This is a genomic window from Aestuarium zhoushanense (assembly GCF_056431045.1).
In genome coordinates, this window is sequence record NZ_JBWKMA010000002.1 from 1 (window position 1) to 23,061 (window position 23,061).

Genomic DNA, 23,061 nt, shown 5'->3' on the forward strand with positions numbered 1-23,061 from the left:
TTCTCGGCGGCGTCTTTCGATGTCTGTGGCTTCTTCGTCATCTCGATCTCCTAATCGATAAGATGAACCAGAAATCCTCCGTTATTCAAAGCTTCAAATCTGTCCCAATGGTGCTGACGTCAGACACGAGCGCACGCAGCACAAAATCAATAGGTCCGGTGTGGGCTCTTCGGGAACCTTTGCCGCTGATTGCAGCAATGACCGGTCTTAGTCGACTGCGTCACCTTGAGCTCCCAAATACCAAGCAAGCCTGATCCGCCCATGGCAATGCAGTGCTCTCAGTCAGTTGCATGAAAGTGATGGCGGTAACCTCACGCTTGAAAATCAGTCGCCTCAGCACATCCGGCGCAAGATAAGCCAACCTCAACTGCCTGCTGACATGGCGCTCTGCGAGGTTCACGGCGATGGCAAGATCGCGGACGGTGTCGAACTCGCCAACCTCCATGCGCCGCTGCCAGGCCCACGCGCGGCCGATTGCACGCAGGATATGCGGGTTTTGGTTCTGGTCCTCGCTGGGCAGGCAATCAGCGGGCGGCAGAATTTTGGGTCGCCCATTTTTCTTGCGCATTTCAAGGGGGGCGAACACTTGGATGGTATATGGCGCGGACATTATTCTGCGGCCTCAAGCCGGCGCGGTGTCATCATTTCCCGGATTACGCCGGCAATTCCGTCGGTGCGCAGGTCGATGATAAGGCCTTCAGCTGTCACCGTGACGCGCCGGACAAGGAGCTGAATAATACGGGCCTGCTCGCCGGGAAACAGCTGATCCCAAAGCTTGGGGAAGTGCTGTAGAGCGTCAATGACATCCGTTTCAGGGATGTCGTCACGGTTCAATGCGGCAATAACCTGCGCTGTGGTTCCCGGCGTGCCAGAATACGGCAGACTTCTGTGATGACGGCAGCTTCTGCAGTATCGGCTGGCAAACGCCTCGGGATGCCGTCCTCTGGCGTCTCTCGGTTCTTCAGAAGGTCCATGGAGACATAATAGCGATACCGCGCGTGCCTTTCTTGGTACCAGACGGTGTCATTGCTGAGCCAGTGGCCCTGAAGAGCAATCCCTTGAGCAGCGCCGGCGTCTGCGTCCGGCTGTTGTTGGCCCGCTTGCGGGGGCTCTCAATCATAATGTCATTGACTTGTTCCCAAAGCTTTGCGTCGATGATAGCATCATGCTCGCCTGGATATGCTGTGCCTTTGTGCACGGCTTCACCGAGATAAACGCGATTGTTGAGCAGGCGATAGAGATAACCCTTATCGATGAGCGTACCTTGCTTGTTGCGGAAACCGTCACCGCGCAGTTCGCGAGCTAGGACGGTGGCAGAGCCAACTTCCACAAAACGTTCAAAAACCATGCGGACCTTGGCGGCTTCCTTGTTATTCACCAACAGCTTGCTGTCGACGACGTCGTAGCCGAGAGGGACATAGCCGCCCATTCACATGCCCTTCATGCGCGAGGCCTTCACCTTGTCACGGATGCGCTCGGCTGTGACCTCACGCCCAAACTGTGCAAATGACAATAGGATGTTTAGTGTTAATCGCCCCATTGACGTGGTGGTATTAAACCGACTGCGTCACGGAGACAAAAGTGACGCCGTTTCGACCGAACACCTCGAACAGTTTAGAAAAGTCCATGAGAGCGCGGGATAGGCGGTCGATTTTGTAAACGACAACCACGTCAACCAAACCATCCTCAATATCGGCCAGCAACGGAAGTGCTAGCAACCGGTTTGGCGGCACCAGTACCTACAATTGCTACATCGAAAGCCTTTCTGGAGGCGGGACCGTGGGGGCGATCACAGTCACCGCCAATCGCCGAACGTTTAACTGTAACTGTGCTTGCAAATGTTAGGCGCTGACGTGCGCTCCACACAATATGAGCTCTGGCCCATACAGGTCAGTCTCTTTGAGACGCCCATTGAGTGGGATGTGAATGGCCAACTCGCGTGGGCGGCGATTGAGGCTGTCGGATCAATTGACGCCAGCACTATGCAGAAAGCTGCGAAGCGGCGGGTCTGCGGCATTTTAGAGCAGAGCGCGGCTGGCCAAGCGCTCAAGGCCCACCTCTTCGTGAAGTGGTCCGGAAAATTTGGACAGCGTACCAAGGTGTATCCAACGCAGGGAGCCAACTTTACTCCACGCTTTCCGTACCAAAAAGTAAGCTTGAAAGCGCTCCAGCGGATGGCAGCGCTGCAAATTTGGTACGCCCTAAATTTGCCGGGGTGTCGTGATGCTTCCCATTCGCCAACTGCGTCACGACCGAGAGGCTCCAAGGAATAGTTAAAGCTCTGCCTCATAGTCGGTGCTGGCTTGATGACGGTGATCTGTCCTTTTGGCGCTTCTGAACCCCACTCCCAGTGAAGGCCAAAAGTGCCCAAACCAGAACATGGCAGTCGTTAATTCAGGGCAGGGGGTATGTCGCGCCCTTTGTGTTCCGATTGGTTCCCTCGATCAAAAACGGCAGGCTACTGAGCTGCACTACTTCAAATTTCCTAACCAGCGCAGAAACTCGCTTAAGTCTGCAATGGCTGCCGCTGGCACGAGAGAGAGTTGGACGCGTGAGTAATCCGCTCCGCCACAATCTCTCATAAAAATCTCGATCAGCCATTAACTGTTCAGCATCCGGTAGTCTGCTAGTGTAGTCGTTGCACCAGTATAATCGCTGACCTGGCCAGTTGTGATGAAGCAACGGATCGGGCGTCCGCTCGTGTCCGTGACAGCATGCAGTTTGGTGTTCTTGCCACCCTTTGTCTGATCATTTAGACGTCGACGCCCCTTTTTCGGCCACAGGCTTGAGGCTGTGCGGTGTGCTTCCGGATAGGTAGTGGAGAGCGGATAGGTTAAATCCAGTTCGGATAAAGCTACGGCATCACGGCTTGCACATTGCAATCACGAGATCAGGTTCCTGACGGGGTCGTTTTTGTTTCAACGGGGTTTAGCGGAGCAATCCGACTTTCGAAGACTGGTGATCTGGCTGATATCGGTCTCTGAACGCTTCGCGTCTCTTTCCACCCGTCCTTCGGTAAAATCGAGGCGGATTTAAAAAGTACATCCCTTTCAGTGGGTTGGCACGGAGGGCCGCGCCACCGCTGTAGAAGGTTGATCTGCTTCTCGGTGCGAATAGAACCACCCCAAGGCGGCGTGGTTGTTGATCATGTTGCGTATTTCGGCCGAGTTGAACTCTGGCGACCGCGCGTTAGGTCACCCAGAGGACAATATGAGATCGAAAGAATGACAGACTTAATCCCGACCCGCACCGCTGGCGAAGAGCTCTTAGCGGCTTCTGTGCCTCGAATGGGGCGTCGATACGCCAATGGCCGCAATACGGATCATGGCCCAGGCGCACACAAAGCAGTTTCGGTTTTATCCCCCTATATTCGGCGCAGGTTGGTTCTGGAGGCGGATGCGGTCTCAGCGGCGTTAGCCGCCCATGGGCCGCAAGATGCGGAAAAGTTTGTGCAAGAGGTGATCTGGCGCGGCTATTTCAAAGGCTGGTTGGAACAGCGACCGCAGGTCTGGGACAGTTATCGCATGGGGCTGGACGCTGATATTGCCGCGCTTGACCGCGACCGCCGTATGCGCCGCGATGTCGACCGTGCTATGTCTGGGCAAACGGGACTAGAGTACTTTGATGCTTGGGCAGCCGAACTGGTGGAGACTGGCTATCTGCACAATCACGCTCGGATGTGGTTCGCTTCGATCTGGATATTTACTCTTGGGTTGCCATGGAGGCTAGGTGCGGATTTCTTTTTTCGTAACCTGCTTGATGGTGATGCCGCCTCAAACACGCTGGGCTGGCGCTGGGTGGCAGGACTGCACACGCGTGGCAAGCCATATCCGGCCGACGCGCAGAATATCGCGACATTCACAGCCGGTCGGTTTACTCCGCGCCGCAGTGATCTGGCGGTGGTAACCCAAGGTCTTGAGGCAACTGAGCCTGACGGCCTGCCTCCAGTCGTGCCGCTGCGTTCGGTCCTGTCACCGCAACCCGATCTCCCAACGGCACTGCTGATCACGGACGAGGATTGCCGGATCGAGGATTTCGACTGTTCTGCGTTGGATATTCGAACAGCGGCTACGCTTGTGGCGGGTCATCTGCGATCCCCTTTGCCAGTATCCAATCTTGTCCTTCAGTTCGAGAATGGTGCATTGGCAGATGCGGCTGCGCGCGCTGGGTTTGCCTCAGTAGAGATGCAGGCAAACGATCCCAGCGGCTTGGCGCGATGGGCGGCGGATGCGGGTGCAACACAGATCGTTACGCCGTATGTGACGCGCGGTCCTTTGCGAGATTGGCTGGATGCGGCCACTCCATCTTTGGTCAAGCACGGCATAACGCTATGCGAGTGGCAGCGCGATTGGGATAAGGCGATCTGGCCCCACGCCACTGCAGGATTCTTCAAAGTTAAGAAAAATATCCCACGTATCCTTGAACAGGCAGGTCTCGCATGATCGCGGTGCGGATCGGGACTTACGGTCCGGATGACGTTGTGCCGGATGCTCATATTCTGGATCTGACACTTACCATTTCGTCAAATCTTGTGATGGTTCCGCGAGACGAGATGGCGCTTGTGTTTGACTATGACCCGCTCATCCGACGCATCGACACACTGGCGCGCTCACCAGTATGAGACGCAAGAGCGACTGATGACCTGTATCGTCGAAGCCTGCGCTTCCTGAGCCTGTGCAAAGTGCGGATCTGATCGAACGCAACATGATCCCTGTGCGCCATCTCAATGATCTCGCCAACCATCGTAGGGTCGAGGAGATCGCTTTTTCATATGAAGGCAAGTGTCATCGCCTCGAAGAGTCCCTTGCAGCAATGGCCCTTCAAGCATCGCGGGACAGCAGCCTTGACCTGTGCTGGATTGACGGAAGATGTCTTTTTCTGGGTGAGTGTCCGGAAACGGACCTTTTATATTGCTTCTGAAAGGTCGTTGTTAAGCATCATATGTTCAGCGACATCCAGCCACAGTTGATCAATTTGGTCTATAACCTTGGGATCAAATTGATCTGCGACTTTCCAGTATCGTCCATTTGGCACCATGTAGTTTGCGCGCGCTTCGGCGCGCAGTGCACGCTCAATTAGGCTACTTTGAAACCTGATAGGTCGAACAGAGTTTAGGCTTGAATGAACTGCTCTTGGATAAATCAGACGGCTCGTCGGAGCATTCGATAGGTTTACCAAGGCGCAGTTCGACTGAGATGCGAGTGCCAAAAGGCGCGCTGACTTTGCTTCAAGTGATCGCAGGGTGATGTCGTCGCGCAATGGGTCAGCCGTTCCTTGGCCATAGAAATGCGTTGGCCCGGTCTGGGGATAAACCATGTCACAACCGATCATGGCTATAACGCGTGGTTTGAGCGCGGCAAGCGCCCAGTAAGCTGCGGTGAAGGCCATAGTGCCTCCAGCATAAACAAAGCCACCAAATTGGTTTTGAAGAGGTACATAATCATTTGCGCAGATCGTTTTTTGATCTGTTTTAAATAATCGTGGACGTCTGTTTATAGGGAAATCCTCGGGATGAATAAGATAGTCCCAATCGGGGCGTACTTGCCATGCATTGTTGATCGCGACGATGGTTTGGGACGAACTGCGGCGCCAATCTCTTGACTGAAGTGCCCCAGGTCCTGAACCAATAATAATGACTACACCCACGACTTGGACTCCACGTTGCCACTTCTTCTCTGTGTCTGAGATAGGGCAATCCGAGGGTGTAGCAATCAAATGGAGCAACATTCTTTGGTTTTGGCCTAGTCGGCAATCAAGACAGCCGAGGGAATATTAGGACCTTGTGCATCGCTACTCTTGGCGAGTGGTATGCCGATCCAGCGCGAAAGCCGAGTTGACGGCCTCTGTTCCGTAGGCCGCAGGAGATGGGATATTCGCGACGAGTGTGATGCGTCAGCATTGTTGCTGTGTGGCAATCGGAACCAACGGTTAACCCAGTTTTACCAAATCGCTCACGATTGCGGCGGTAGCGGGTGCGAGAGTGACGCCGATGTGGCCGTGTCCAAATGCCATTATCACGTTTTTGTTGTGTTTTGTGGCTCGGATCACGGGGACTGAATCCGGCATGGATGGGCGAAACCCGAACCAAGTTCGACTAGGTTCCCCCAAGGCTGGAAACATGTCACGTGCTCCACGCTCTAGCATTTTTAGTCGGTGTTCAGACTGCGGCAACGAAAGTCCGCCCAATTCGACCGTTCCCGCGATGCGCAATCGTCCGACCATTGGCGAGGCGTAAAAGCCGCGTTTGGCAGAGCATACTGGCCGCGTCACCGGCGGCGTATCCATGTCGAACTCCAAGTGATACCCGCGTTCGGTATCAAGGCGCACAGTCTCGCCCGCCGAGCGAGCCAAAGGTTTCGAAAACGCCCCCGCGGCCACAACCACCTTATTGGCCTGAAGAACGCGGTCTGTGCAGTGAACCTTTATCCGGGTTCCGTCACTGTCGTCGATTGAACGCGCGGCAGTTGGATAGATAGTGACTCCCCGTTCCACCAAATTTCTGGCGAAAATCTTCATAACTTCCCCAAGGTTGTCGATGCTCGTTGCGTCAGGAAAGAAATGAGCGCCGCCCTCAAAGGGCTGTAAATTGGGTTCGTGGCGCAAGACCTCATCGGCGGTTATGACTTCGACCGCAACGCCGTTCTGTCTCCGCAGCCTTTCGTCGTATTTTGCGGCGGCAAAGGCTTTGTTTGACTCATAAAGGTACAAGCATCCTCGCCGATGCAAATGATGTGATGCGCCAAGTTCGAGGCTAAGCTCATGCCACATGTCGCTCGCGTTTTTCAGGAGCGCGCCGATCCTCTGGGCATTGTTTTCAGCTTGCTTGGGGAGGCTTTGGTAGAAAAACTCGATCAGCCAGGGCGCGAGGCTTGGCAAGGTCTGATAACGCAAAGACAACGGACTGTTACGGTCAAAGAACAGACTGGGCAAATTGCGAAGCACATTAGGCGTACCCACTGGAATTGTTGCATAATCTGCAATTGTGCCAGCATTCCCGTAAGACGCACCCATGCCCAATTCATTAGGTTCGATAAGCGCGACCTCTTTGCCTTCTTTGGCAAGGCGAAAGGCTATGCTCATTCCGACGACACCACCGCCGATGACGATGATTTCGTGGTGATCAGGTTTGGGGGTAAGATCAGGCATAAGTGCTCACGTCGCGAAAGCTGACTTCAAGGTCGCCATAGTGCGATTTTAATTTGGCGTGTCAAATTCTCGATTTCGACGCGACGTCTAGCCTAACACGACGAACAGCCGCGTTCGCGTGTGGGGGCGACTGGGGTGTAGCCTTCGCGCAGAATGCGGTTCATGCCGCCTTGGACATCGATCACGGGGCCGTTGATCAATTGGGCGATCTGGCGCGTGGCTTGGGATGTGCGATTGCCCGATCGGCAAACGAGCGCCAGCTTTTGTCCGTCGCGAAGGCGCGGTTGAACGGCTTGAAGGAACGATTGCGGGTCGGTGTAGGTGACGAGCAGAGCGCCCTCAATCACGCCTGTTTGCTTCCATTCTTCGGGGCGCCGAATGTCGACGAGCAATGTGTCCTCTGATGTGGCAAGCGCCTGACCACTGAGCGCTTCTAGCGTGAGGTTTTCGGCGTGAGCCTCAGGTTGATACAGCCCGAATCCGATTGCGGCGGCTGAAATGACGGCGGCGCCCAAGAAAACTCTGCGATTCATCGTTTATCCTCATGAATTTTTGCCACATATAATATAATAAAAATGTAATGTGTAGGGGCCAACTAGCTGCGTTTGGTCGCGGGGTGAGGCAAAAATGACCGACTGAACCCATCAAAAGCATATCCTGATGGGGTATTCTGTCGATTTCATTTGAAATCTCCCTCGCTCTCTGCAAGCTGCGCCAAAGTTCTCTTTGCAAACATAGCAGGAAAAAGATGGAAGTTTCGGTTCGCGACAATAATGTCGAGCAAGCGTTGCGTGTGTTGAAGAAAAAGCTCCAGCGTGAAGGGGTTTATCGCGAAATGCGTCTGAAAGAGTATTTCGAGAAACCTTCCATTCGCAAAGCGCGCGAGCAGAAGGAAGCGATCAGCCGTCAGCGTAAACTGGCTCGCAAACGGGCGCAGATGCTCGGCTAAGCTAGGTTTGTTCGCGCCGAATTGGGCGCGATTATCCAAGGTTGCTGCATTCGTCGAAAGACGTCGATGTAGAACATCACAGAAGCTGCACGACTAGCGCCTGTCATCCTGAACACCGATGTGTCGTTTTGGGGTGAGATCGAGGCGCAAAGTCGGCAGCTTTTTCTGTTTCGCCTTTAAGTCTCTGAATTCACGATAGTTTTAACGCCCGTCTGCTTGACAAAGGCACGTGCTTGTTTGATTGCGGCCGTAGCTGCGTTTGGGATGAAGACATCGCTTCAGGATTTGTAGAAGGTTGGCGGTGGGGCCGTTGGCGTTCGGCTGACGTTTGGGGGTAAGATCACGACCTATAGGCGCCTGTCTGGGCAGTCCGTCGGGTTCTGTCCTGAACCGGACACCTTCGCGCGTCGCTGGAAGGTTGATGCTCGTTTCGAACCCGCGATGGAGGACACGGTCAGAGACCGACGTTACGCAGCATGGAAACGCGCGGTCGCAGCGACGATAAGCGCGGTCTAGCCGATCGGAATACCCGCGAGATGCGCGACGAGCTCCAACCCGTTGCGGGCACCGAATTTGTCCATGAGATTTGCGCGGTGAACCTCGACGGTGCGGGGGCTGATCTCTAGGCGACGGGCGATTTCCTTGGACGTCAGGCCCTCGGCCAGCATCTGCGCCACTTGTCGCTCGCGGCGCGTGAGTTCGGTCACAGGGCGATTGTCCGAAATGTCGGCAAAGCTCCACACCGATTGCGCAAAGGGCTGATCAAGGTCGAGCGATTGCCCTCGAACACGACACCAAAACAGGCTGCCATCCTTGCGACGCATGATGCGTTCGTCGGCATAGCGTCCCAGCCCGCGCATCTTTTCGGCGCCTATCTGGCCAATGCGCTGAAATTCCTCTGAGGAGGGATACAGTTTTGACAGTGAATGCCCCTGAAGTTCGGAGGCCGCAAATCCGAACATTTCGCAAAAACGGGTGTTGCAGCGCTGGATCACCCGATCCTCGGCGTAGATCAAACCGACTGGCGCGCTCTCAAAGGCTAGTGCGGCAAACCTGTCCATCTCTTGTCACCCGTTACGTAGTTTCACGGATCGCGCGGCCCGACCCGCTGGAGTATTCCGATGGAAAGGGAATGGAGGCAAGTATGGACGCAAGAATAGTTGGCTGGGGGCACACCAAATTCGGTGTGCATCGTGACAAGAGCTTAGAGGCGTTAATCCAGCAGGCGGCGTCTGAGGCGATCAAAAGCGCAGGTCTCACGCCGAACGATATCGACGCGATTTGGCTCGGTCATTTTAACAACGGCATGGTGCCTGACGCGTTTGCCGCCTCGCTCGTGTTGGGGATGGATGACGGTTTGCGGTTTAAACCAGCGACCCGCGTAGAGAACGCCTGCGCGTCGGGATCTTCCGCGGTCTATGCGGCGCGCAATGCGATCCGCGCTGGTGACGCGCGTTGTGTGTTAGTGATCGGCGTCGAAAAGATGACCGAACTCGATATTAAAGGCGTGACAGCGGCCCTCGCTGGCGCATCCTATTCCGCCGAAGAAGCAGGCGTGAGTTTCCCGCAAATCTTTGGCCGTATCGCCGCGGGATATTCTGATGCCTTTGGGGATCAGTCCGAAACCCTTGCGCGGATCGCGGTGAAAAACCATCAAAACGCTCTGAGCAATCCGCTGGCCCACCTGCAGCGCGAGGTGACGTTTGATTTCTGCAATAAGGTCAGTGAAAAGAACCCGATGATCGCGGCCCCGCTGCGGCTCACTGATTGTTCGCTGATCAGCGATGGCGCAGCGGCGCTGGTGATGGTGGCAGACGACATGACGGCGGATTTCGACCATGTTGCGGGATTTCGGGCTGCCGTGCAGTTGAACGATTTTCTGCCCATGTCGCGGCGCGATATGACCGAATTGACCGCCGCACGGCGTACCTTTGCAGCCGCATATGAAATGGCGGGGATCACCGTTGATGATCTCGATCTGGCCGAAGTCCATGATTGTTTCACCATCGCTGAACTGATGATCTACGAGGCGATGGGCCTTGCCGAAAAAGGCAAGGGGGCCAGCCTCGTGACTGAGGGCGCGACCCTGCGTGGTGGCCGCCTTCCGATCAACCTGTCGGGCGGGCTAAAGGCCAAAGGGCATCCCGTTGGCGCAACGGGCGTGTCGATGCATGTCCTTGCTGCGCAACAGGTCACGGGGCAGGCGGGCGGCGTTCAGCTGGACGGTGCGGAACTGGCCTGTGTCTTTAACATGGGCGGGTCGGGCGTTGCGAACTACTGCTCAATCCTCGAGGCCGTTCGATGAACCCCGCTGAATGGTTGAAACGAACGGCAACGCGGTCCCCTGATCGTCCTGCGCTCTATTCTGGCGAAACCCTCGTATCGACATACGCGGGTTTTGACCGCGCGGCGGCATCGATTGGGGCTGTGTTGAGGGCACGCGGCATTGGTGCAGGGCATCGCGTCGCGGTGTTCATGTATAACTGTCCTGAGTTTCTCGAAACGCTCTATGGGATTTGGTATGCGGGCGCGGCGGCGGTGCCGATCAATTCTAAACTGCACCCCAAAGAGGCGGCTTGGATCATCGATAATGCGGGCGCTGATCTGGTATTCAGTGATGACGCTTTGGTCGGGGATCTGTCTGATCTGTTGGAGGGGCGAGAGATCATCTCCGTCAACGGGACCGCGTTTGCAGAGATGAAACAGGCCGATCCGATGCCAGTGCCAGTCGGTCTGAACGAGAGCGACCTCCTTTGGCTGTTCTACACTTCAGGCACGACTGGTAAACCAAAGGGCGTGGCCCTGACCTGCGGCAACATAGCTGCGATGACCTTTACTTACTTCACCGATGTGGATGACGTTTTCGCGGAGGACGCGATCCTCTATGCCGCGCCGATGTCGCATGGCGCTGGGCTCTATAACTTTATGCATGTGATGCGCGGGGCGCGGCATCTGGTGCCCGAAAGTGGTGGTTTTGATGCGGCGGAAATCCTGATGCTGGGTAAACGAATGGGGCCGATTTCCATGTTTGCAGCGCCCACGATGGTGCGTCGGCTGGTCGATGCTGCCAAAGCTAGCTCTGAAACGGGCGAAGGCCTTCGGACCATCGTCTACGCTGGCGGTCCTATGTATGAGGCCGATATTTTGGACGCGACCGAGGTGATGGGCGCACGCTTTGTCCAAATCTATGGGCAAGGGGAATGTCCCATGGGCATTACCGCCTTGCCTCGTGGCGACGTGATAGACCGCAGTCACCCGCGCTGGCGGGACCGTTTGAATTCCGTCGGCACGGCGCAGAGTGCGGTGCGCGTGCGTATCGTTGATCGGGACGGCGCAGAGGTCCCTCGAGGTGAAATCGGCGAAATCGTCGTTTCAGGCGCGACCGTAATGCCCGGCTATTGGCAGAACCCCGAGGCGACCCAAAAAGCGATCCGCGATGGGTGGCTTTGGACGGGTGATATGGGGCGCATGGATGACGACGGCTACGTCACCCTGCGGGACCGATCAAAGGACATGATCATTTCTGGCGGCTCAAACATCTACCCCCGCGAGGTCGAAGAGGTTCTGCTGAGCCACCCGAATGTGCATGAGGTTGCGGTTATCGGCACGCCTCATCCCGAATGGGGCGAAGAGGTGATCGCGTTTGTCGTCACACTGCCTGACGCTAACGTTTCGTCCGCTGAATTGGATGCGCTGTGCCTCGACCGCATCGCTCGTTTCAAACGGCCCAAAGTCTATCGATTTATCGATGCACTCCCCAAAAATAACTACGGAAAAGTCCTCAAGACTGAATTGAGAGACCGTATGAAAAAGGAACCCACCACATGACATTCCTGACAGGTAAAACGGCTCTGGTTACGGGCTCTGTCCAAGGCATCGGTTTGGCGATTGCCAAAGAACTGGCGGGTGCAGGGGCACGCATTGCGGTTCATGGATTGGCTGATGCCGCCCTAGCGCAAGCCGCTGTAGACACATTGCTGGCCGCAGGTGCACCTGAGGCGCGGTTCTTTGAGGCGGATATGCGAGATGTGGCAGCCATTGAACGAATGATGGCAGAAGTCGATGAATGGGGTGGGATCGACATTTTGGTGAACAACGCGGGCATCCAGAAAACCGCCATGCTTGCCGATATGGACAAAGAGACGTGGGACGCGATCATCGGCATCAACCTCTCTGGGCCGTTCCACACGATGCGCCTCGGCATGCCAAAGATGGCTGAAAAAGGCTATGGCCGTGTGATCAACATCGCCAGCGTCCACGGCACTGTCGCCTCGGTCGCCAAGGTTCCCTATTGCGCGTCAAAGTTCGGGCTGGTGGGTATGTCAAAGGTCGCTGCCTTGGAGTACGCAGCGGCAGGGTCCAAACGTGATGGCGGCATCACGGTTAACTGTATCGGACCCGGCTGGACCGAGACCTCGATTATTGAACCGCAGATCATCGAACGGGCGGCTAAATACGGTGGCGACCGCGAGAAAGGCATCGCCGAACTTCTCGCCGAAAAACAGCCAAGCCGACGGACTTCTGACCCGACCGAAATCGGGGCCCTTGCCCTCTGGCTGTGCAACCCGATTGCGCACAATGTGACAGGCGCGGTGATCCCTGTAGATGGCGGTTGGACGGCGCAGTAACGGCCCCATCATTAATCTGAAATTAGGCCGCCTCGAAAGGGGCGGCTCGTCATTTGACAAAGGCGCCTCGCAACTACGGAGCGTCAGATTTGGCAATTCAACCCTTGACCTAACTTCGTGTGAGATTTATCTCATGAGTTGTTAAACCTTAAGTGGTGATTTTTTTTACCTCATTTTGATTTCTGCAACGGATCGCTTACCGCTTATTTTGGCGGATGCAGTTGTTACATTTGTATTGATTTATTGGGTTTCCTGCTGCGGCAGGTCTGTTGCTGTGCTTTTTTAAGGCTCATGCAATGCGTTGTTCTGCAATTTACAGAACGACCTCCATACTATCGCTTTGCGCTCTTATCGGTTGTGTCGGCAGTGGTGAGGACGAAACTGACTATTCTTACGGTGGCTCTAGCTCTGCACTGAGCGAGCAATATTCGAAATCGACTTGGGGTCCTGGCGGCGAACTCGGAACTGGGTGGGTTCGTGGGTTCGTGACCGAGTTCTCGATGGCCGCTGTCCGTGCCGTCCGTAATACCGCGAATTTTACCAACAACGTGAATTGGCGTGGTGGCCGTCCGCTTGAAGCGGCGCGTGTCGATTACGCGCGTTCTGTCGGGCTAACGGGGGCAGGGCAAACGATTGCCATCATGGATAATGCGCTCCGTTTGAGCCATGAGACGTTCGACGGCGTGAACGTGACGCACTCTTCCGTATCAAATTTGGATGCGCGCGATGACCATGGCACGGCAGTGGCGAGTATCGCTGTTGGTCGAGGCGGAACTGGCATCGATGCCGTCGAAGGCGTCGCCTCTGGTGCCGATCTATTTCTCGGCACGTGGGATTATCAGACAGGTTCGACGTGGAATGAACGCGCCGTAATGGTGAGTGAAGCCGATACCGCTGGTGCTATTGTGATGAATAACTCGTGGCAGTTGTCGCGTGATTTCAATCAATCGACCTTCGAGTATTACTTTGGCCAGTATTCCGTCGCCTCCTCGTATATCAGTGCGATGCGCGACTATGCACAGAGCGGCGTCGTGGTCTTTGCTCTGTCGAACTACCATGACGAATTGGACGCTTATAACGTCGGGGCTTTGCCGCTCCTTTACCACGACCTCGAAGGGTCGTGGATCACCGTCGTAAATGGTGCGGCGACGTTTGATGAATATGGGATCACCTCGGTAGAGCGTATCTCGTCCGCCTGCATGCAAACCGCGGCGTTTTGCATGACTGCGGATGGGTCGATCTATATCGCGACGGATTACACCGATATCGGCTACACGTCAGGCACGGGCACCAGTTACGCGACGCCGCAAATTTCTGGCGCTGTGGCCCTTCTGGCGGAAGCGTTCCCAGACCTCTCCGCCTCGCAATTGCGCGACCGCCTTTTGGCCTCTGCCGATAACGGATGGATGACCGATTTCACGGGGTCGATCGACTTCGGGTCGGGCGTCACACATGCCTATAACGACGAATTCGGGCACGGGTTCCTTGATTTGCGGGCGGCGCTTTTGCCGATTGGAACGGCCAGCGTTCCAGTTGCCGAAGGACAGAGCATCAATCTGTCCGCGGGGCAGGTGGCTGCTGTATCTGGGGCATTGTCGGGGAACGCCCTTGCCGACGCACTGTCGAGCGAGACCGTTTATGCTTCCGACAGTTTGAACGGCACATTTGATATTGCGGCGTCAGATATCGTTGCAGGGACCGTGGGGTCGCTCAGTTCGATCGACGTTGCTGCGTTGTCAGCAGAGCCGCGCCTTTCGGCCCGCGCTGCGACTGCTCAATCCCTCTCAGCGGGGCAGGGCTATGGAGCGATGATCGAGGCTGAAATCGCCATAAATGCCTATGCGCAAACGGGCAACTACGTGCGCGACCTGACCCTCGGCCAGACCAATCTGCGCGTGATCGAAGGCTCCAACGGGGGCGCTGGTTTAGGCCTCGCTCATACCTTCGCGACAGATGGAGGCTACTTTTCGGCTGGTCTTACTGCGATGCAAGAGGTTGGTTCGGTTGTCGGCGTAACGGCTCCTGGTTTCGAGGATGGCATCCGTGGACGCTCTGCGGCTCTGGACTTTGCCTATGGCGTGCAACTGGCCGACAGCATCGGTCTGCGCCTCGAAGGGGCTGCAGGCAAAGCCGACGGTCACGGGGCAGGGATGCTGGGTCGTTTTAACGACGTCACCTTTAACAGCGTGAAGGTCGCTATGGATCGCGCGATGCCGAACGGCGGGCTGCTCAGTATTTCACTCGCACGTCCGGCAGCGATCACCAGCGGCACGGTGGACGTAAGCCTCGCCAACGAGACGACGGCTCTGGCCGCCGGGTCTGACGCCTTTCGAACGATGCCTGCTGATCTCGCACCAGAGGCCCGTCAAATGGACATCGGCTTTGAATATTCCGCACCGATCCATGCCATCGACAATGCGTCGTTCACCTTTTCCATGGGGCACAGTCTCAACGCTGGTCACATCGAAGGGGCGCATGGAAATATGGTTGGGATCGCGCTTAATTTTAGGCTGTGAAGGTCTCTCGGAGAGTTCACTAATTTGTACCGAAGGCCCAAATGAGGTAATCTAATATTGCTGGTTCCGATGTTAGTTCGGGTAAAGTTTTTGTGGTTAACTCCATTGCCAAAAAGCAAATCTACGTGGGCTATTCGATTACGTTCAATTCCAGTGCCTTAGCCGCACTGCGCAGAATGCGAGCCAAAGCGCCTGCAAACTTTTCGGTCCGATCGCTTGGCACCAAAAGGCTGATGGTACGGTGGGAATCTGGCGTGACCAGCGGCATGACACGCACTTCGCTGCGGTGGATGCCTTGCCTACGGGCGAAAAGGTCGGGAAGGATGCCGATCCCTGCACCCGTCGCTGCCATCAAAACGATTGAATCGAGGCTCGTGCCTTCGTAGTCGTCGGACACAATTGCTCCACTCGCGCCAGCGATGCCGTAGACGATGCGTGACAATCTGTGCCCCGTATCCAACGTCAACAGACGCTGCCCCGTCAGGTCGGCGGCTGTCACGCTCGACCGATGGGCAAGTGGGTGATCCTGCGCGACCGCGACCCAAAGGGGTTCCACAAACAACGGATGTTGCATGGTGTTTGGGTGGTCTTCGGGGGTCGAGATGATCGCATCGAACCGACCGCTGCGGATGCCGTCATCCAACAGGAGGGTGTTTTCCTCGCGCACCACAACGCGCAGATCGGGTTCTGCGTCGTGCAGCGCGGTGATTGCTTGAGGCAACAGATACGGCCCGATTGAGGGCAAAACCCCAAGACGTAACCGACCACCAAACGGCAAGTCCGAGAGCATGGTGCCGCGCAGGGCTTCGACCTCGGCCAAGATACGCTGGGCGCGCTTCACAAAATCCAACCCGCGCGCTGTCGCCTCAACCCCAGCTCGGCTCCGATCAAAGAGCCGAACGCCAAGGTCGCTTTCCACGGCGGCGATTTGGGTCGATAGGCTCGGTTGGCTGACATTCAGCTTTTCCGCAGCGAGGCCAAAGCCGCCCAACTGGTGAACGGTGACGATATATTCCATTTGCCGCAGGGTCGGGCGCATACATAGCCTCAAACTATGAATAGTAATGTTAATTTGTATTTAAGCTATCAATAAATTTAGGGCAACAGGCCGCAAACCTGTTGGAGAGATTAATTATGCAAATGCTCGATAGCCTTGTTGGGAACCTAATGGTGCCAACGATCTTGTTCTTTGTTCTGGGCCTTGTCGCGGCCTTTGTGCGCAGCGACCTGTCCATTCCCGAAGGCGCGGCAAAGTTCATGTCGCTCTACCTGCTGCTCGCCATCGGGTTCAAAGGGGGGCATAGCCTCGCCGAAGGAGGGCTCAGTTTTGAGGTGTTCCTCGCGCTGGCAGCGGGTTTGTTGTTGTCATTCCTTCTGCCGTTCCTCGCCTACATGTTGCTACGTTCGATGACGCGGCTTGATGCGACCACGGCAGCGGCGGTTGCGGGGCACTATGGCTCGATTTCCATCGTGACCTTTGTCGCGGCGTCTAGCCTACTGGACCTGACGAGTCTGTCGGCGGACGGCTACATGGTGGCTGTTGCCGCCGTGATGGAGGTGCCCGCGATCCTCTCTGCGCTTTGGATTGCAAATCGGCTTGGTCGCGACGGCCAAGAGGCCAGCGTCCCGATGCGTGAACTCTTTGCCAATGGGTCAATCGTTCTACTGAGCGGCGCATTTTTGATCGGTGCGCTGACGCAGGACAAAGGGATGGAGATGATCGCGCCCTTCGTTGTGACACCCTTTGTCGGCATCCTCTGCCTATTCTTGCTGGATATGGGTCTGTCTGCGGGGCGGAGCCTCATCACAAACCGTCACCTCCTCAGCTCGGGCCTCTTTGCCTTTGGTATGATCATGCCCCTGATTGGTGCGATCTTCGCCATGGGTCTTGGCTCTGTGATCGGCCTGCAAACGGGTAGCCAGTTTTTGTTGATGGTGCTCTCGGCGTCGGCCTCTTACATCGCGGTGCCTGCGGCCATGAAAATCGCGCTGCCTAAGGCAGAGACGGGGATCTACCTGACGCTATCGCTCGGCGTGACGTTTCCGTTCAACATCACAGTAGGTCTGCCGCTCTACCTCTGGCTGGCCGGCCTCATCTGAGGGACTAGTCGCGCCATCCCCACGTTTGGGCCAAAGCCAAACATTCCGCCGCTGTCTCTACGGTCGTGTAAGTGCCGACCGACCGTAGGCAGGCGGCTGCAGCTGCGTGACCGAGTTTGAGCGCGTCTTGCCCTGTCCATCCTTCGTGAAGCCCGTATTGGAACCCTGCGGCAAAGGCATCACCAGCGCCATTTGCGCCCTTGCGGTCTTTATCCGCGATGCGCACTGAGGGTTGGAAGGTTTCGGTGCCGTCGCGAGTGACCAAAACCGCCCCTTCGGTGAAGTGAACGGCGACGAGTTCCATGGCCCCCATGGCGAGGACCTCTTTGGCGGCGGCTAGCACTTGGTCTCGATCTGTCACGCCGTCCTCAACGGTTTTTCGCCCAGCCAGCGCGCCAATTTCGAAGTCATTGACGACCAAGGTATCGAGATGCGGCAGGCAAGGGTGACCAACCTCTCTGATCTTGTCCTCAGGCCCCGCGACGAATTCAAAGTTCGTCTTTAGCCCTGCAGCCTTCGCCTTGCGCAAAACAGTGACCCAACCATTAGCATCGCCGCCCCACCTTGCGTCCATCTGTTTGTGAATACCCGGAAGCCCGAGGTGTAGAACACGCGCCGAACAGGTCGAAAAATCGTAATGGTCTGGCGTCATCAGGTCCGCGACACCAAAGAACAGGATATGCGTGCGACGACTTGTTTGAGCCGATACATAGGCGTCTGTCACTTGGGTCTGCGCCTCTGACGTGCGGTAAAGGCCACTGCGATCAATGCCGTATTCGTCGGCGATCCCGATCAGGAAATCGCCCATCTCGCCCGCACCAATCAGACCTTGGGTCCAGACGGGCATGTCAGGGTCGAGACGGCGCATATCGACGGCAAAGTTGCAACCAGACCCGCCACCCGCCAGTTCAACCTTTTGAACGGCGGCGATCATGTCCTCTTTGGGCCATAGATCGACGGTAATGTTGCGATCAACGCACCACGTGCCTGCGGTTACAAACCCCTTACGCATGGGTCACACGTTGGGCTTAAGAATGTTTTCCGAAATCACCAGATCGTCGTCGAGCGATCTGAAAGGCGTGATGCCATTGGCCTGAAGATCACCGTGATAAGCCTTCACCGCTTCCTCGCTGGTAACGCCGTCTTCGATCACGTGGCGCATCGCTTTGACCATGAGAACCGAGTCCTCGGAGTAGTAGATCTTGCGCCCGAACAGAGCCACACGTGCACCGTATTTTTCCGCCTGACGGATCAGTTCAAGGCAATCGCGCGTGGTTCCCGCGCCACCGCCAAGAATACCAAAGATCAGGTTCTCAGGATCGTACCCTGCGATTTCTTCGGTCGCGGCGGGACCGTTATAGGCGGCCTTAAGGAAGGCGGGGCGTTCATGGCGCGACACGCCCGCAAGGCAGCGCACGATCATGTCATTGTTGTAGGTCGCAAAGTCGCCGTTGGTTTCGACGGGGATTTGGGGGTTAAAGACCTCGAGGAAGTAATCGACCCCTTCCGCAGAGGCCTCATCACGGAACTTCGCGAACTCTTCGAGCGTTTTATGATCCCGTTCGAGGTCATTATAAAACGTCACCGAATAGAGGCCCAAGGGCGCGACTGCTTTGACCCGATCCAAACGGGCAGAGCGGAAATTCTTCATCATGTGTTTGGGATAGCACCCGCCACGGACGTGCCAAATATCCGTGGTATCGTTCAGGCGCACAGCAGGGGTCACGTGAGATTTGTGGAACAGCCCCTCGGCCTGCATCACCTCTGCGGTCGAGAGGGACATCAGCATGATGTCGACCAAACCAGATTTCGTGACCTTGATCATATCGTCGCGATAGGCACGTAGCGATTTCATGCGGCCATCAGCCCCTTTTCCTGGGGTGGCGCAGCCAAAGGCCATATCGCCGTCTTTGGCGTCCGCAATGATAAAGTCGTTCGGCTTGTATTTGCCCGAACGAATGGCGTCTAACTTACGATCAAGGTTTTTCGGCATAACGTCCTCCACTCTAGGGAAAACGGTATCGCAGTTTCGTGAAATTGATAGCGCTAAACTGTCTGCGAAAAGAAAAGTTTTGCAATGAGCGCGAGGGAGGCTGCGCATATGACTATCAATCTTGGATTGAGGTGCGAACTGCTAACCTAGCCCGTGATGCCTGACATGCAAAAGGGGCGCCGATGGCACCCCTTTCTTTGGTCGTTTCGCCCTCGATTAGAGGTAGCGGTTCACCAGATTTTCCAGACGTTCCTGACGGCCCGAACGGGGTTCTGGGTTAACGTTGTCCGCCAGAACGCGCTCTTGGATCGAGGCCAGATCGCTGCCCAGCATCGCCTTCGCGCCATCGGTATCCCAGCCCGCGTAACGCGCATCACGTGCCGCTTCGAGCTTGCCATCTTCAAGCATCGCAGCCGCCGCCTTGAGGCCGCGTGCACAGCAATCCATGCCACCAATGTGGCTGAGGATCAGGTCTTCTGCGTCGAGCGACTGACGACGGATACGTGCGTCAAAGTTGGTGCCGCCTTTGGTAAAGCCGCCAGCCTTGAGAACTTCATAATAGGCCAGTGCCATTTCCGGGACGTTGTTCGGGAATTGGTCGGTGTCCCAGCCAGACTGGTAGTCGTTGCGGTTCATGTCGATCGACCCCAGCATGCCCAACGACCCAGCCAAGGCCAGTTCGTGTTCAAAGCTGTGACCCGCAAGGATCGCGTGGCCTTGTTCGATGTTCATCTTCACTTCGTTCTCAAGGCCGAAGCGTTTGAGGAAGCCATAAACGGTCGCCACGTCAAAGTCATACTGATGCTTGGACGGCTCTTGGGGTTTCGGTTCGATCAGGATCTGACCGTCCCAGCCCATCTTGTGCTTATACTCGACCACCATTTCGAGCATCCGCGCCGCATGCTCTGCCTCTTTGGTGAGGTCGGTGTTCAGCAGGGTTTCATAGCCCTCACGGCCGCCCCACAGAACGTAGTTCTCACCGCCCAGTTTCATCGTTGCGTCCATGCAAGATTTGATGGTCGCAGCAGAGTAGGCAAAAACCTCTGGATCAGGGTTGGTCGCCGCACCAGCCATGAAACGACGGTGGGTAAAGAGGTTCGCGGTGCCCCAAAGCAGTTTCGTCTTTGAGGTTTCCATTTTCTGCGCAAAGTAATCGACGATCTCTTCGAGGTTGCGTTTGCTTTCGGCAAAGGTCTTGCCCTCGGGGCGCACGTCGAGGTCGTGGAAACAGAAAAACGGCGCGCCGAGGATGTCGAACATCTCGAACGCCACATCAGCCTTCAGTTTCGCGGCATCCATGGAGTCACCGAACCACGGGCGATCAAATGTGCGACCACCGAACGGGTCGCCGCCTTCGTAGGCAAAGCTGTGCCAGTAGGCGACGGCAAAGCGCAGATGGTCTTCCATCCGTTTGCCCATGACGACTTCGTCGGGGTTGTAGTAACGGAATGCAAATTCGTTTTCAGTCTCGGGGCCTTCGTATTTGACGGCCTGAATGCCTTTGAAAAAATCGGTCATAGGAACCTCTAGTTGAGTGTCTTAAGCGCCTTATAGGCCGCTTGATAATCAGCGTGGCGGGCGAGGAATGCCTCTTGCAACGCGGGAACAGGATCAATGGTGCGCGCGATTTGCGGGGCGCTTGCTGCTGCGGTGGTTTCACCTGTTGCTGCCATTAGGCCCAAACGGGCTGCGCCAAACGCGCCACCGTAGTCACCAGCCACAGGCAACCCGATCGGCATGCCGAGGATGGTTGCGATCGCCTGCACCCAGTAGTCAGACTTGGACCCGCCACCGACGGCGATCAACCGTTCGATCTGCGTACCGGTCGAGGTCAGCGCGTCATAACTATCACGCACTGCAAAGGTGACGCCCTCTAGCACCGCGCGTGTCATCGCTGTGCTGTCGGTCGCGTGGTCAAGATGCAGGAACGAGGCGCGGATGGTCGCATCATTGTGCGGGGTGCGTTCTCCGCCCAAGTAAGGCAGGAACAAGGTGCGGGCAGGGGCGGTAAGTGGTCCCAACGCGCCCGTGAGTTCTGCAGGTGCCGCGCCCATGACGCGCCCAAACCAGTTCATCGCGTCCGCAGCTGCGAGGATCACGCCCATCTGGTGCCATGTGTCGGGCAGGGCGTGGCAGAAAGTATGGACAGCGCTTGCCGCGTCAGGGGAATAGGCGTCACAGGCCGCAAAGAGCACACCAGAGGTGCCGAGGCTGATAAACGCATCGCCAGATTTCACAACGCCCACGCCCACGGCGCTCGCTGCGTTGTCACCGCCGCCGCCAGCCACGACGACATTGGCGGGGAGGCCGAATTGTGCTGCGATGTCGGCCCGTAGGGTGCCCGAAACATCGGACCCTTCGACGAGGCGCGGCATGTGATCGCGTGTCAGGTGGGTCGCTTCGAGCAGGTCATCGGACCACGCCCGCGCCCCCGTATCGAGCCACGACGTGCCTGCCGCATCCGACATCTCAGCGACGTGTTCACCTGTGAGCCAAAGGCGCAGATAATCCTTGGGCAGGAGAACCTTGGCCAGCTTGGCAAAGATTTCTGGTTCGTTGTTGCGAACCCAATCGATTTTCGGCGCAGTAAAGCCCGGGAATACGATGTTGCCCGTAAGGGCACGGAACCGCGGGTCAGCATCCAGCGCTGCGGCCTCAGCTGAGGACCGCGTATCGTTCCAGAGGATGCAGGGCCGTAGCACTGCATCCGAGGCATCCAGCAATGTTGCTCCATGCATATGACCAGAGAGACCAATGGCACGCACACCGTCGAGCGAAAGTTTGGACTTGAGAGCACCCAGAACAGTTTGCGCGGCTGTGATCCAATCCGCGGGGTCCTGTTCTGACCAACCATCGGCCTTGCGGCTGACGGTGAGGGGGGCTGTTGCTTCGGCGAGGATAGTTTGGGAATCGTCAATGACGATCCCCTTTAGGCCCGAAGTGCCTAGATCAAGTCCAATGTACATTATGCTGCCAGATGTTCCGGTTTGCGTCCAAGGATGATCATCGCGAGGAGGTCGTCCTCGGTCACTTCATCCACCTTCACAACGCCGACCAACTGACCGTTCTTCATAACCGCCGCACGGTCACATAGCTGTTTTACCGCATGAACATCGTGGTCGATCAAGAAGATACCAAGGCCTTGTTTTTTGAGCTCTTGGATCAGCTCTGCCACCATCTGTGTTTCATGCGGGCCAAGCGCCGCTGTCGGTTCATCCATGATCAGGATTTTGGCGTTGAAATACACCGCACGAGCAATCGCAACCGACTGACGCTGACCACCCGAAAGCGCGCTCACTGGTTCGTTGAACTTGCGGAAGTTGGGGTTGAGACGCGCCATGATCTTGCGCGTCTCAGCTTCCATCTTTGCTTCGTCGAGCATACCCGACTTGGTCACGATCTCGCGACCCAAGAACAGGTTCGACGCTGCATCGAGGTTATCCGCCAGCGCGAGCGTCTGGTAGATGGTTTCGATGTTATAGGAACGGGCATCGCGCGGGTTGTTGATCTCAACGGACTGGCCGTTGATCAGCACTTCACCTGCGTCCTTTTTATACGCGCCCGACAGACATTTGATCAGGGTCGATTTGCCTGCACCGTTGTGGCCCAAGAGGCCGACAACTTCGCCCGGGTAGAGGTCAACGCTGACGTCATCCACGGCTTTGATACCGCCGAATGCGATTTCGATGTTCCGCAATTCGACAAGAGGGTTTTGCGTGTTGGTCATTG

The 23,061-nt window shown here is 56.4% G+C and carries 22 protein-coding genes and 1 pseudogene; 7 read left to right on the plus strand and 16 right to left on the minus strand.

Translation table 11 applies throughout. The features are described from left to right. Positions 1 to 220: 220 nt before the first annotated feature. The 6 genes and pseudogenes from AC07ED_RS01230 to AC07ED_RS01255 all read right to left on the minus strand — a co-directional run. The gene (locus tag AC07ED_RS01230) at positions 221 to 610 is read right to left on the minus strand and encodes a hypothetical protein (protein WP_105234613.1); all 390 of its coding nucleotides are present in this window, start codon (positions 608 to 610) and stop codon (positions 221 to 223) included. After that, positions 610 to 834: a hypothetical protein gene (locus tag AC07ED_RS01235; RefSeq protein ID WP_105234614.1), complete on the minus strand. Its 225-nt coding sequence runs from the start codon at positions 832 to 834 to the stop codon at positions 610 to 612. The genes AC07ED_RS01230 and AC07ED_RS01235 overlap by 1 nt, the downstream gene beginning before the upstream one ends. A gap of 127 nt (positions 835 to 961) precedes the next feature. Beyond that, positions 962 to 1,429 (minus strand): recombinase family protein, encoded by a 468-nt coding sequence (locus AC07ED_RS01240; protein WP_478241697.1) that lies wholly within the window; start codon positions 1,427 to 1,429, stop codon positions 962 to 964. Further along, positions 1,430 to 1,540: a hypothetical protein gene (locus AC07ED_RS01245; RefSeq protein ID WP_478241699.1), complete on the minus strand. Its 111-nt coding sequence runs from the start codon at positions 1,538 to 1,540 to the stop codon at positions 1,430 to 1,432. Between the two features lie 13 nt (positions 1,541 to 1,553). After that, positions 1,554 to 1,718: a recombinase family protein gene (locus AC07ED_RS01250; protein ID WP_478241701.1), complete on the minus strand. Its 165-nt coding sequence runs from the start codon at positions 1,716 to 1,718 to the stop codon at positions 1,554 to 1,556. An 867-nt stretch (positions 1,719 to 2,585) separates the two neighbouring features. Then, a pseudogene (locus AC07ED_RS01255) lies at positions 2,586 to 2,816 on the minus strand (transposase); the annotation flags it as partial. A gap of 408 nt (positions 2,817 to 3,224) precedes the next feature. Here AC07ED_RS01255 and AC07ED_RS01260 point away from each other — a divergent pair. Continuing rightward, the gene (locus AC07ED_RS01260; protein ID WP_105234616.1) at positions 3,225 to 4,442 is read left to right on the plus strand and encodes an FAD-binding domain-containing protein; all 1,218 of its coding nucleotides are present in this window, start codon (positions 3,225 to 3,227) and stop codon (positions 4,440 to 4,442) included. Between the two features lie 463 nt (positions 4,443 to 4,905). Here AC07ED_RS01260 and AC07ED_RS01265 read toward each other — a convergent pair whose 3' ends face one another. The 3 genes from AC07ED_RS01265 to AC07ED_RS01275 all read right to left on the minus strand — a co-directional run bounded on the left by AC07ED_RS01265 (position 4,906) and on the right by AC07ED_RS01275 (position 7,679). Next, the gene (locus tag AC07ED_RS01265; protein ID WP_105236311.1) at positions 4,906 to 5,646 is read right to left on the minus strand and encodes a hypothetical protein; all 741 of its coding nucleotides are present in this window, start codon (positions 5,644 to 5,646) and stop codon (positions 4,906 to 4,908) included. 282 nt (positions 5,647 to 5,928) lie between these two features. After that, a complete protein-coding gene (locus AC07ED_RS01270) occupies positions 5,929 to 7,146 on the minus strand; it encodes an NAD(P)/FAD-dependent oxidoreductase (protein WP_105234617.1) in 1,218 nt (405 codons plus the stop codon). 92 nt (positions 7,147 to 7,238) lie between these two features. After that, positions 7,239 to 7,679 carry a rhodanese-like domain-containing protein gene (locus AC07ED_RS01275; protein ID WP_105234618.1) on the minus strand — a complete coding sequence of 147 codons (441 nt, stop codon included), beginning with the start codon at positions 7,677 to 7,679 and terminating at the stop codon, positions 7,239 to 7,241. Between the two features lie 215 nt (positions 7,680 to 7,894). Between AC07ED_RS01275 and rpsU the strand changes: the two genes are divergently transcribed. Continuing rightward, positions 7,895 to 8,095 (plus strand): 30S ribosomal protein S21, encoded by a 201-nt coding sequence (rpsU, locus tag AC07ED_RS01280; protein WP_067546482.1) that lies wholly within the window; start codon positions 7,895 to 7,897, stop codon positions 8,093 to 8,095. A 512-nt stretch (positions 8,096 to 8,607) separates the two neighbouring features. On the opposite strand, the gene AC07ED_RS01285 is transcribed toward rpsU, so the two are convergent. Beyond that, positions 8,608 to 9,156 (minus strand): LuxR C-terminal-related transcriptional regulator, encoded by a 549-nt coding sequence (locus AC07ED_RS01285; protein WP_105234619.1) that lies wholly within the window; start codon positions 9,154 to 9,156, stop codon positions 8,608 to 8,610. An 83-nt stretch (positions 9,157 to 9,239) separates the two neighbouring features. Here AC07ED_RS01285 and AC07ED_RS01290 point away from each other — a divergent pair, with 83 nt between their 5' ends. From AC07ED_RS01290 to AC07ED_RS01305, 4 genes are all read left to right on the plus strand, one after another. Next, positions 9,240 to 10,400 carry an acetyl-CoA acetyltransferase gene (locus AC07ED_RS01290; RefSeq protein WP_105234620.1) on the plus strand — a complete coding sequence of 387 codons (1,161 nt, stop codon included), beginning with the start codon at positions 9,240 to 9,242 and terminating at the stop codon, positions 10,398 to 10,400. Next, on the plus strand, positions 10,397 to 11,923 hold the full coding sequence (locus tag AC07ED_RS01295; RefSeq protein ID WP_105234621.1) for an AMP-binding protein: 1,527 nt from the start codon (positions 10,397 to 10,399) through the stop codon (positions 11,921 to 11,923). The genes AC07ED_RS01290 and AC07ED_RS01295 overlap by 4 nt, the downstream gene beginning before the upstream one ends. Next, positions 11,920 to 12,723: a 3-hydroxybutyrate dehydrogenase gene (locus AC07ED_RS01300; protein ID WP_105234622.1), complete on the plus strand. Its 804-nt coding sequence runs from the start codon at positions 11,920 to 11,922 to the stop codon at positions 12,721 to 12,723. Before AC07ED_RS01295 ends, AC07ED_RS01300 begins: the two co-directional genes overlap by 4 nt. 296 nt (positions 12,724 to 13,019) lie before the next feature. After that, positions 13,020 to 15,239 (plus strand): S8 family serine peptidase, encoded by a 2,220-nt coding sequence (locus AC07ED_RS01305; RefSeq protein WP_105234623.1) that lies wholly within the window; start codon positions 13,020 to 13,022, stop codon positions 15,237 to 15,239. Between the two features lie 130 nt (positions 15,240 to 15,369). Here the strand turns inward: AC07ED_RS01305 and AC07ED_RS01310 are convergent, their stop codons facing one another. Then, a complete protein-coding gene (locus AC07ED_RS01310; protein WP_105234624.1) occupies positions 15,370 to 16,278 on the minus strand; it encodes a hydrogen peroxide-inducible genes activator in 909 nt (302 codons plus the stop codon). 95 nt (positions 16,279 to 16,373) lie between these two features. On the opposite strand from AC07ED_RS01310, the gene AC07ED_RS01315 reads away from it, so the two are divergent. Next, positions 16,374 to 17,339: a sodium-dependent bicarbonate transport family permease gene (locus AC07ED_RS01315; RefSeq protein ID WP_478241706.1), complete on the plus strand. Its 966-nt coding sequence runs from the start codon at positions 16,374 to 16,376 to the stop codon at positions 17,337 to 17,339. Between the two features lie 4 nt (positions 17,340 to 17,343). Here the strand turns inward: AC07ED_RS01315 and AC07ED_RS01320 are convergent, their stop codons facing one another. The 5 genes from AC07ED_RS01320 to AC07ED_RS01340 all read right to left on the minus strand — a co-directional run bounded on the left by AC07ED_RS01320 (position 17,344) and on the right by AC07ED_RS01340 (position 23,059). Continuing rightward, positions 17,344 to 18,351, minus strand: a complete 1,008-nt coding sequence (locus AC07ED_RS01320; protein ID WP_105234625.1) for a carbohydrate kinase family protein — start codon at positions 18,349 to 18,351, stop codon at positions 17,344 to 17,346. A gap of 3 nt (positions 18,352 to 18,354) precedes the next feature. Further along, positions 18,355 to 19,332 (minus strand): hypothetical protein, encoded by a 978-nt coding sequence (locus tag AC07ED_RS01325; protein WP_105234626.1) that lies wholly within the window; start codon positions 19,330 to 19,332, stop codon positions 18,355 to 18,357. 216 nt (positions 19,333 to 19,548) lie between these two features. Then, positions 19,549 to 20,850, minus strand: a complete 1,302-nt coding sequence (gene xylA, locus AC07ED_RS01330; RefSeq protein ID WP_105234627.1) for a xylose isomerase — start codon at positions 20,848 to 20,850, stop codon at positions 19,549 to 19,551. A gap of 8 nt (positions 20,851 to 20,858) precedes the next feature. Next, the gene (xylB, locus tag AC07ED_RS01335) at positions 20,859 to 22,298 is read right to left on the minus strand and encodes a xylulokinase (RefSeq protein WP_105234628.1); all 1,440 of its coding nucleotides are present in this window, start codon (positions 22,296 to 22,298) and stop codon (positions 20,859 to 20,861) included. Further along, positions 22,298 to 23,059 (minus strand): ATP-binding cassette domain-containing protein, encoded by a 762-nt coding sequence (locus tag AC07ED_RS01340; RefSeq protein ID WP_105234629.1) that lies wholly within the window; start codon positions 23,057 to 23,059, stop codon positions 22,298 to 22,300. The genes xylB and AC07ED_RS01340 overlap by 1 nt, the downstream gene beginning before the upstream one ends. Positions 23,060 to 23,061 lie beyond the last annotated feature (2 nt).

Bases quoted from the DNA above. Each gene is read 5' to 3' on its own strand.
- AC07ED_RS01230 (WP_105234613.1), bottom strand. From the start codon at position 610: ATGTCCGCGCCATATACCATCCAAGTGTTCGCCCCCCTTGAAATGCGC.
- AC07ED_RS01240 (WP_478241697.1), bottom strand. From the start codon at position 1,429: ATGGGCGGCTATGTCCCTCTCGGCTACGACGTCGTCGACAGCAAGCTG.
- AC07ED_RS01245 (WP_478241699.1), bottom strand. From the start codon at position 1,540: ATGGGGCGATTAACACTAAACATCCTATTGTCATTTGCACAGTTTGGG.
- AC07ED_RS01260 (WP_105234616.1), top strand. From the start codon at position 3,225: ATGACAGACTTAATCCCGACCCGCACCGCTGGCGAAGAGCTCTTAGCG.
- AC07ED_RS01270 (WP_105234617.1), bottom strand. From the start codon at position 7,146: ATGCCTGATCTTACCCCCAAACCTGATCACCACGAAATCATCGTCATC.
- AC07ED_RS01275 (WP_105234618.1), bottom strand. From the start codon at position 7,679: ATGAATCGCAGAGTTTTCTTGGGCGCCGCCGTCATTTCAGCCGCCGCA.
- rpsU (WP_067546482.1), top strand. From the start codon at position 7,895: ATGGAAGTTTCGGTTCGCGACAATAATGTCGAGCAAGCGTTGCGTGTG.
- AC07ED_RS01285 (WP_105234619.1), bottom strand. From the start codon at position 9,156: ATGGACAGGTTTGCCGCACTAGCCTTTGAGAGCGCGCCAGTCGGTTTG.
- AC07ED_RS01290 (WP_105234620.1), top strand. From the start codon at position 9,240: ATGGACGCAAGAATAGTTGGCTGGGGGCACACCAAATTCGGTGTGCAT.
- AC07ED_RS01295 (WP_105234621.1), top strand. From the start codon at position 10,397: ATGAACCCCGCTGAATGGTTGAAACGAACGGCAACGCGGTCCCCTGAT.
- AC07ED_RS01300 (WP_105234622.1), top strand. From the start codon at position 11,920: ATGACATTCCTGACAGGTAAAACGGCTCTGGTTACGGGCTCTGTCCAA.
- AC07ED_RS01305 (WP_105234623.1), top strand. From the start codon at position 13,020: ATGCGTTGTTCTGCAATTTACAGAACGACCTCCATACTATCGCTTTGC.
- AC07ED_RS01310 (WP_105234624.1), bottom strand. From the start codon at position 16,278: ATGCGCCCGACCCTGCGGCAAATGGAATATATCGTCACCGTTCACCAG.
- AC07ED_RS01315 (WP_478241706.1), top strand. From the start codon at position 16,374: ATGCAAATGCTCGATAGCCTTGTTGGGAACCTAATGGTGCCAACGATC.
- AC07ED_RS01320 (WP_105234625.1), bottom strand. From the start codon at position 18,351: ATGCGTAAGGGGTTTGTAACCGCAGGCACGTGGTGCGTTGATCGCAAC.
- AC07ED_RS01325 (WP_105234626.1), bottom strand. From the start codon at position 19,332: ATGCCGAAAAACCTTGATCGTAAGTTAGACGCCATTCGTTCGGGCAAA.
- xylA (WP_105234627.1), bottom strand. From the start codon at position 20,850: ATGACCGATTTTTTCAAAGGCATTCAGGCCGTCAAATACGAAGGCCCC.
- xylB (WP_105234628.1), bottom strand. From the start codon at position 22,298: ATGTACATTGGACTTGATCTAGGCACTTCGGGCCTAAAGGGGATCGTC.
- AC07ED_RS01340 (WP_105234629.1), bottom strand. From the start codon at position 23,059: ATGACCAACACGCAAAACCCTCTTGTCGAATTGCGGAACATCGAAATC.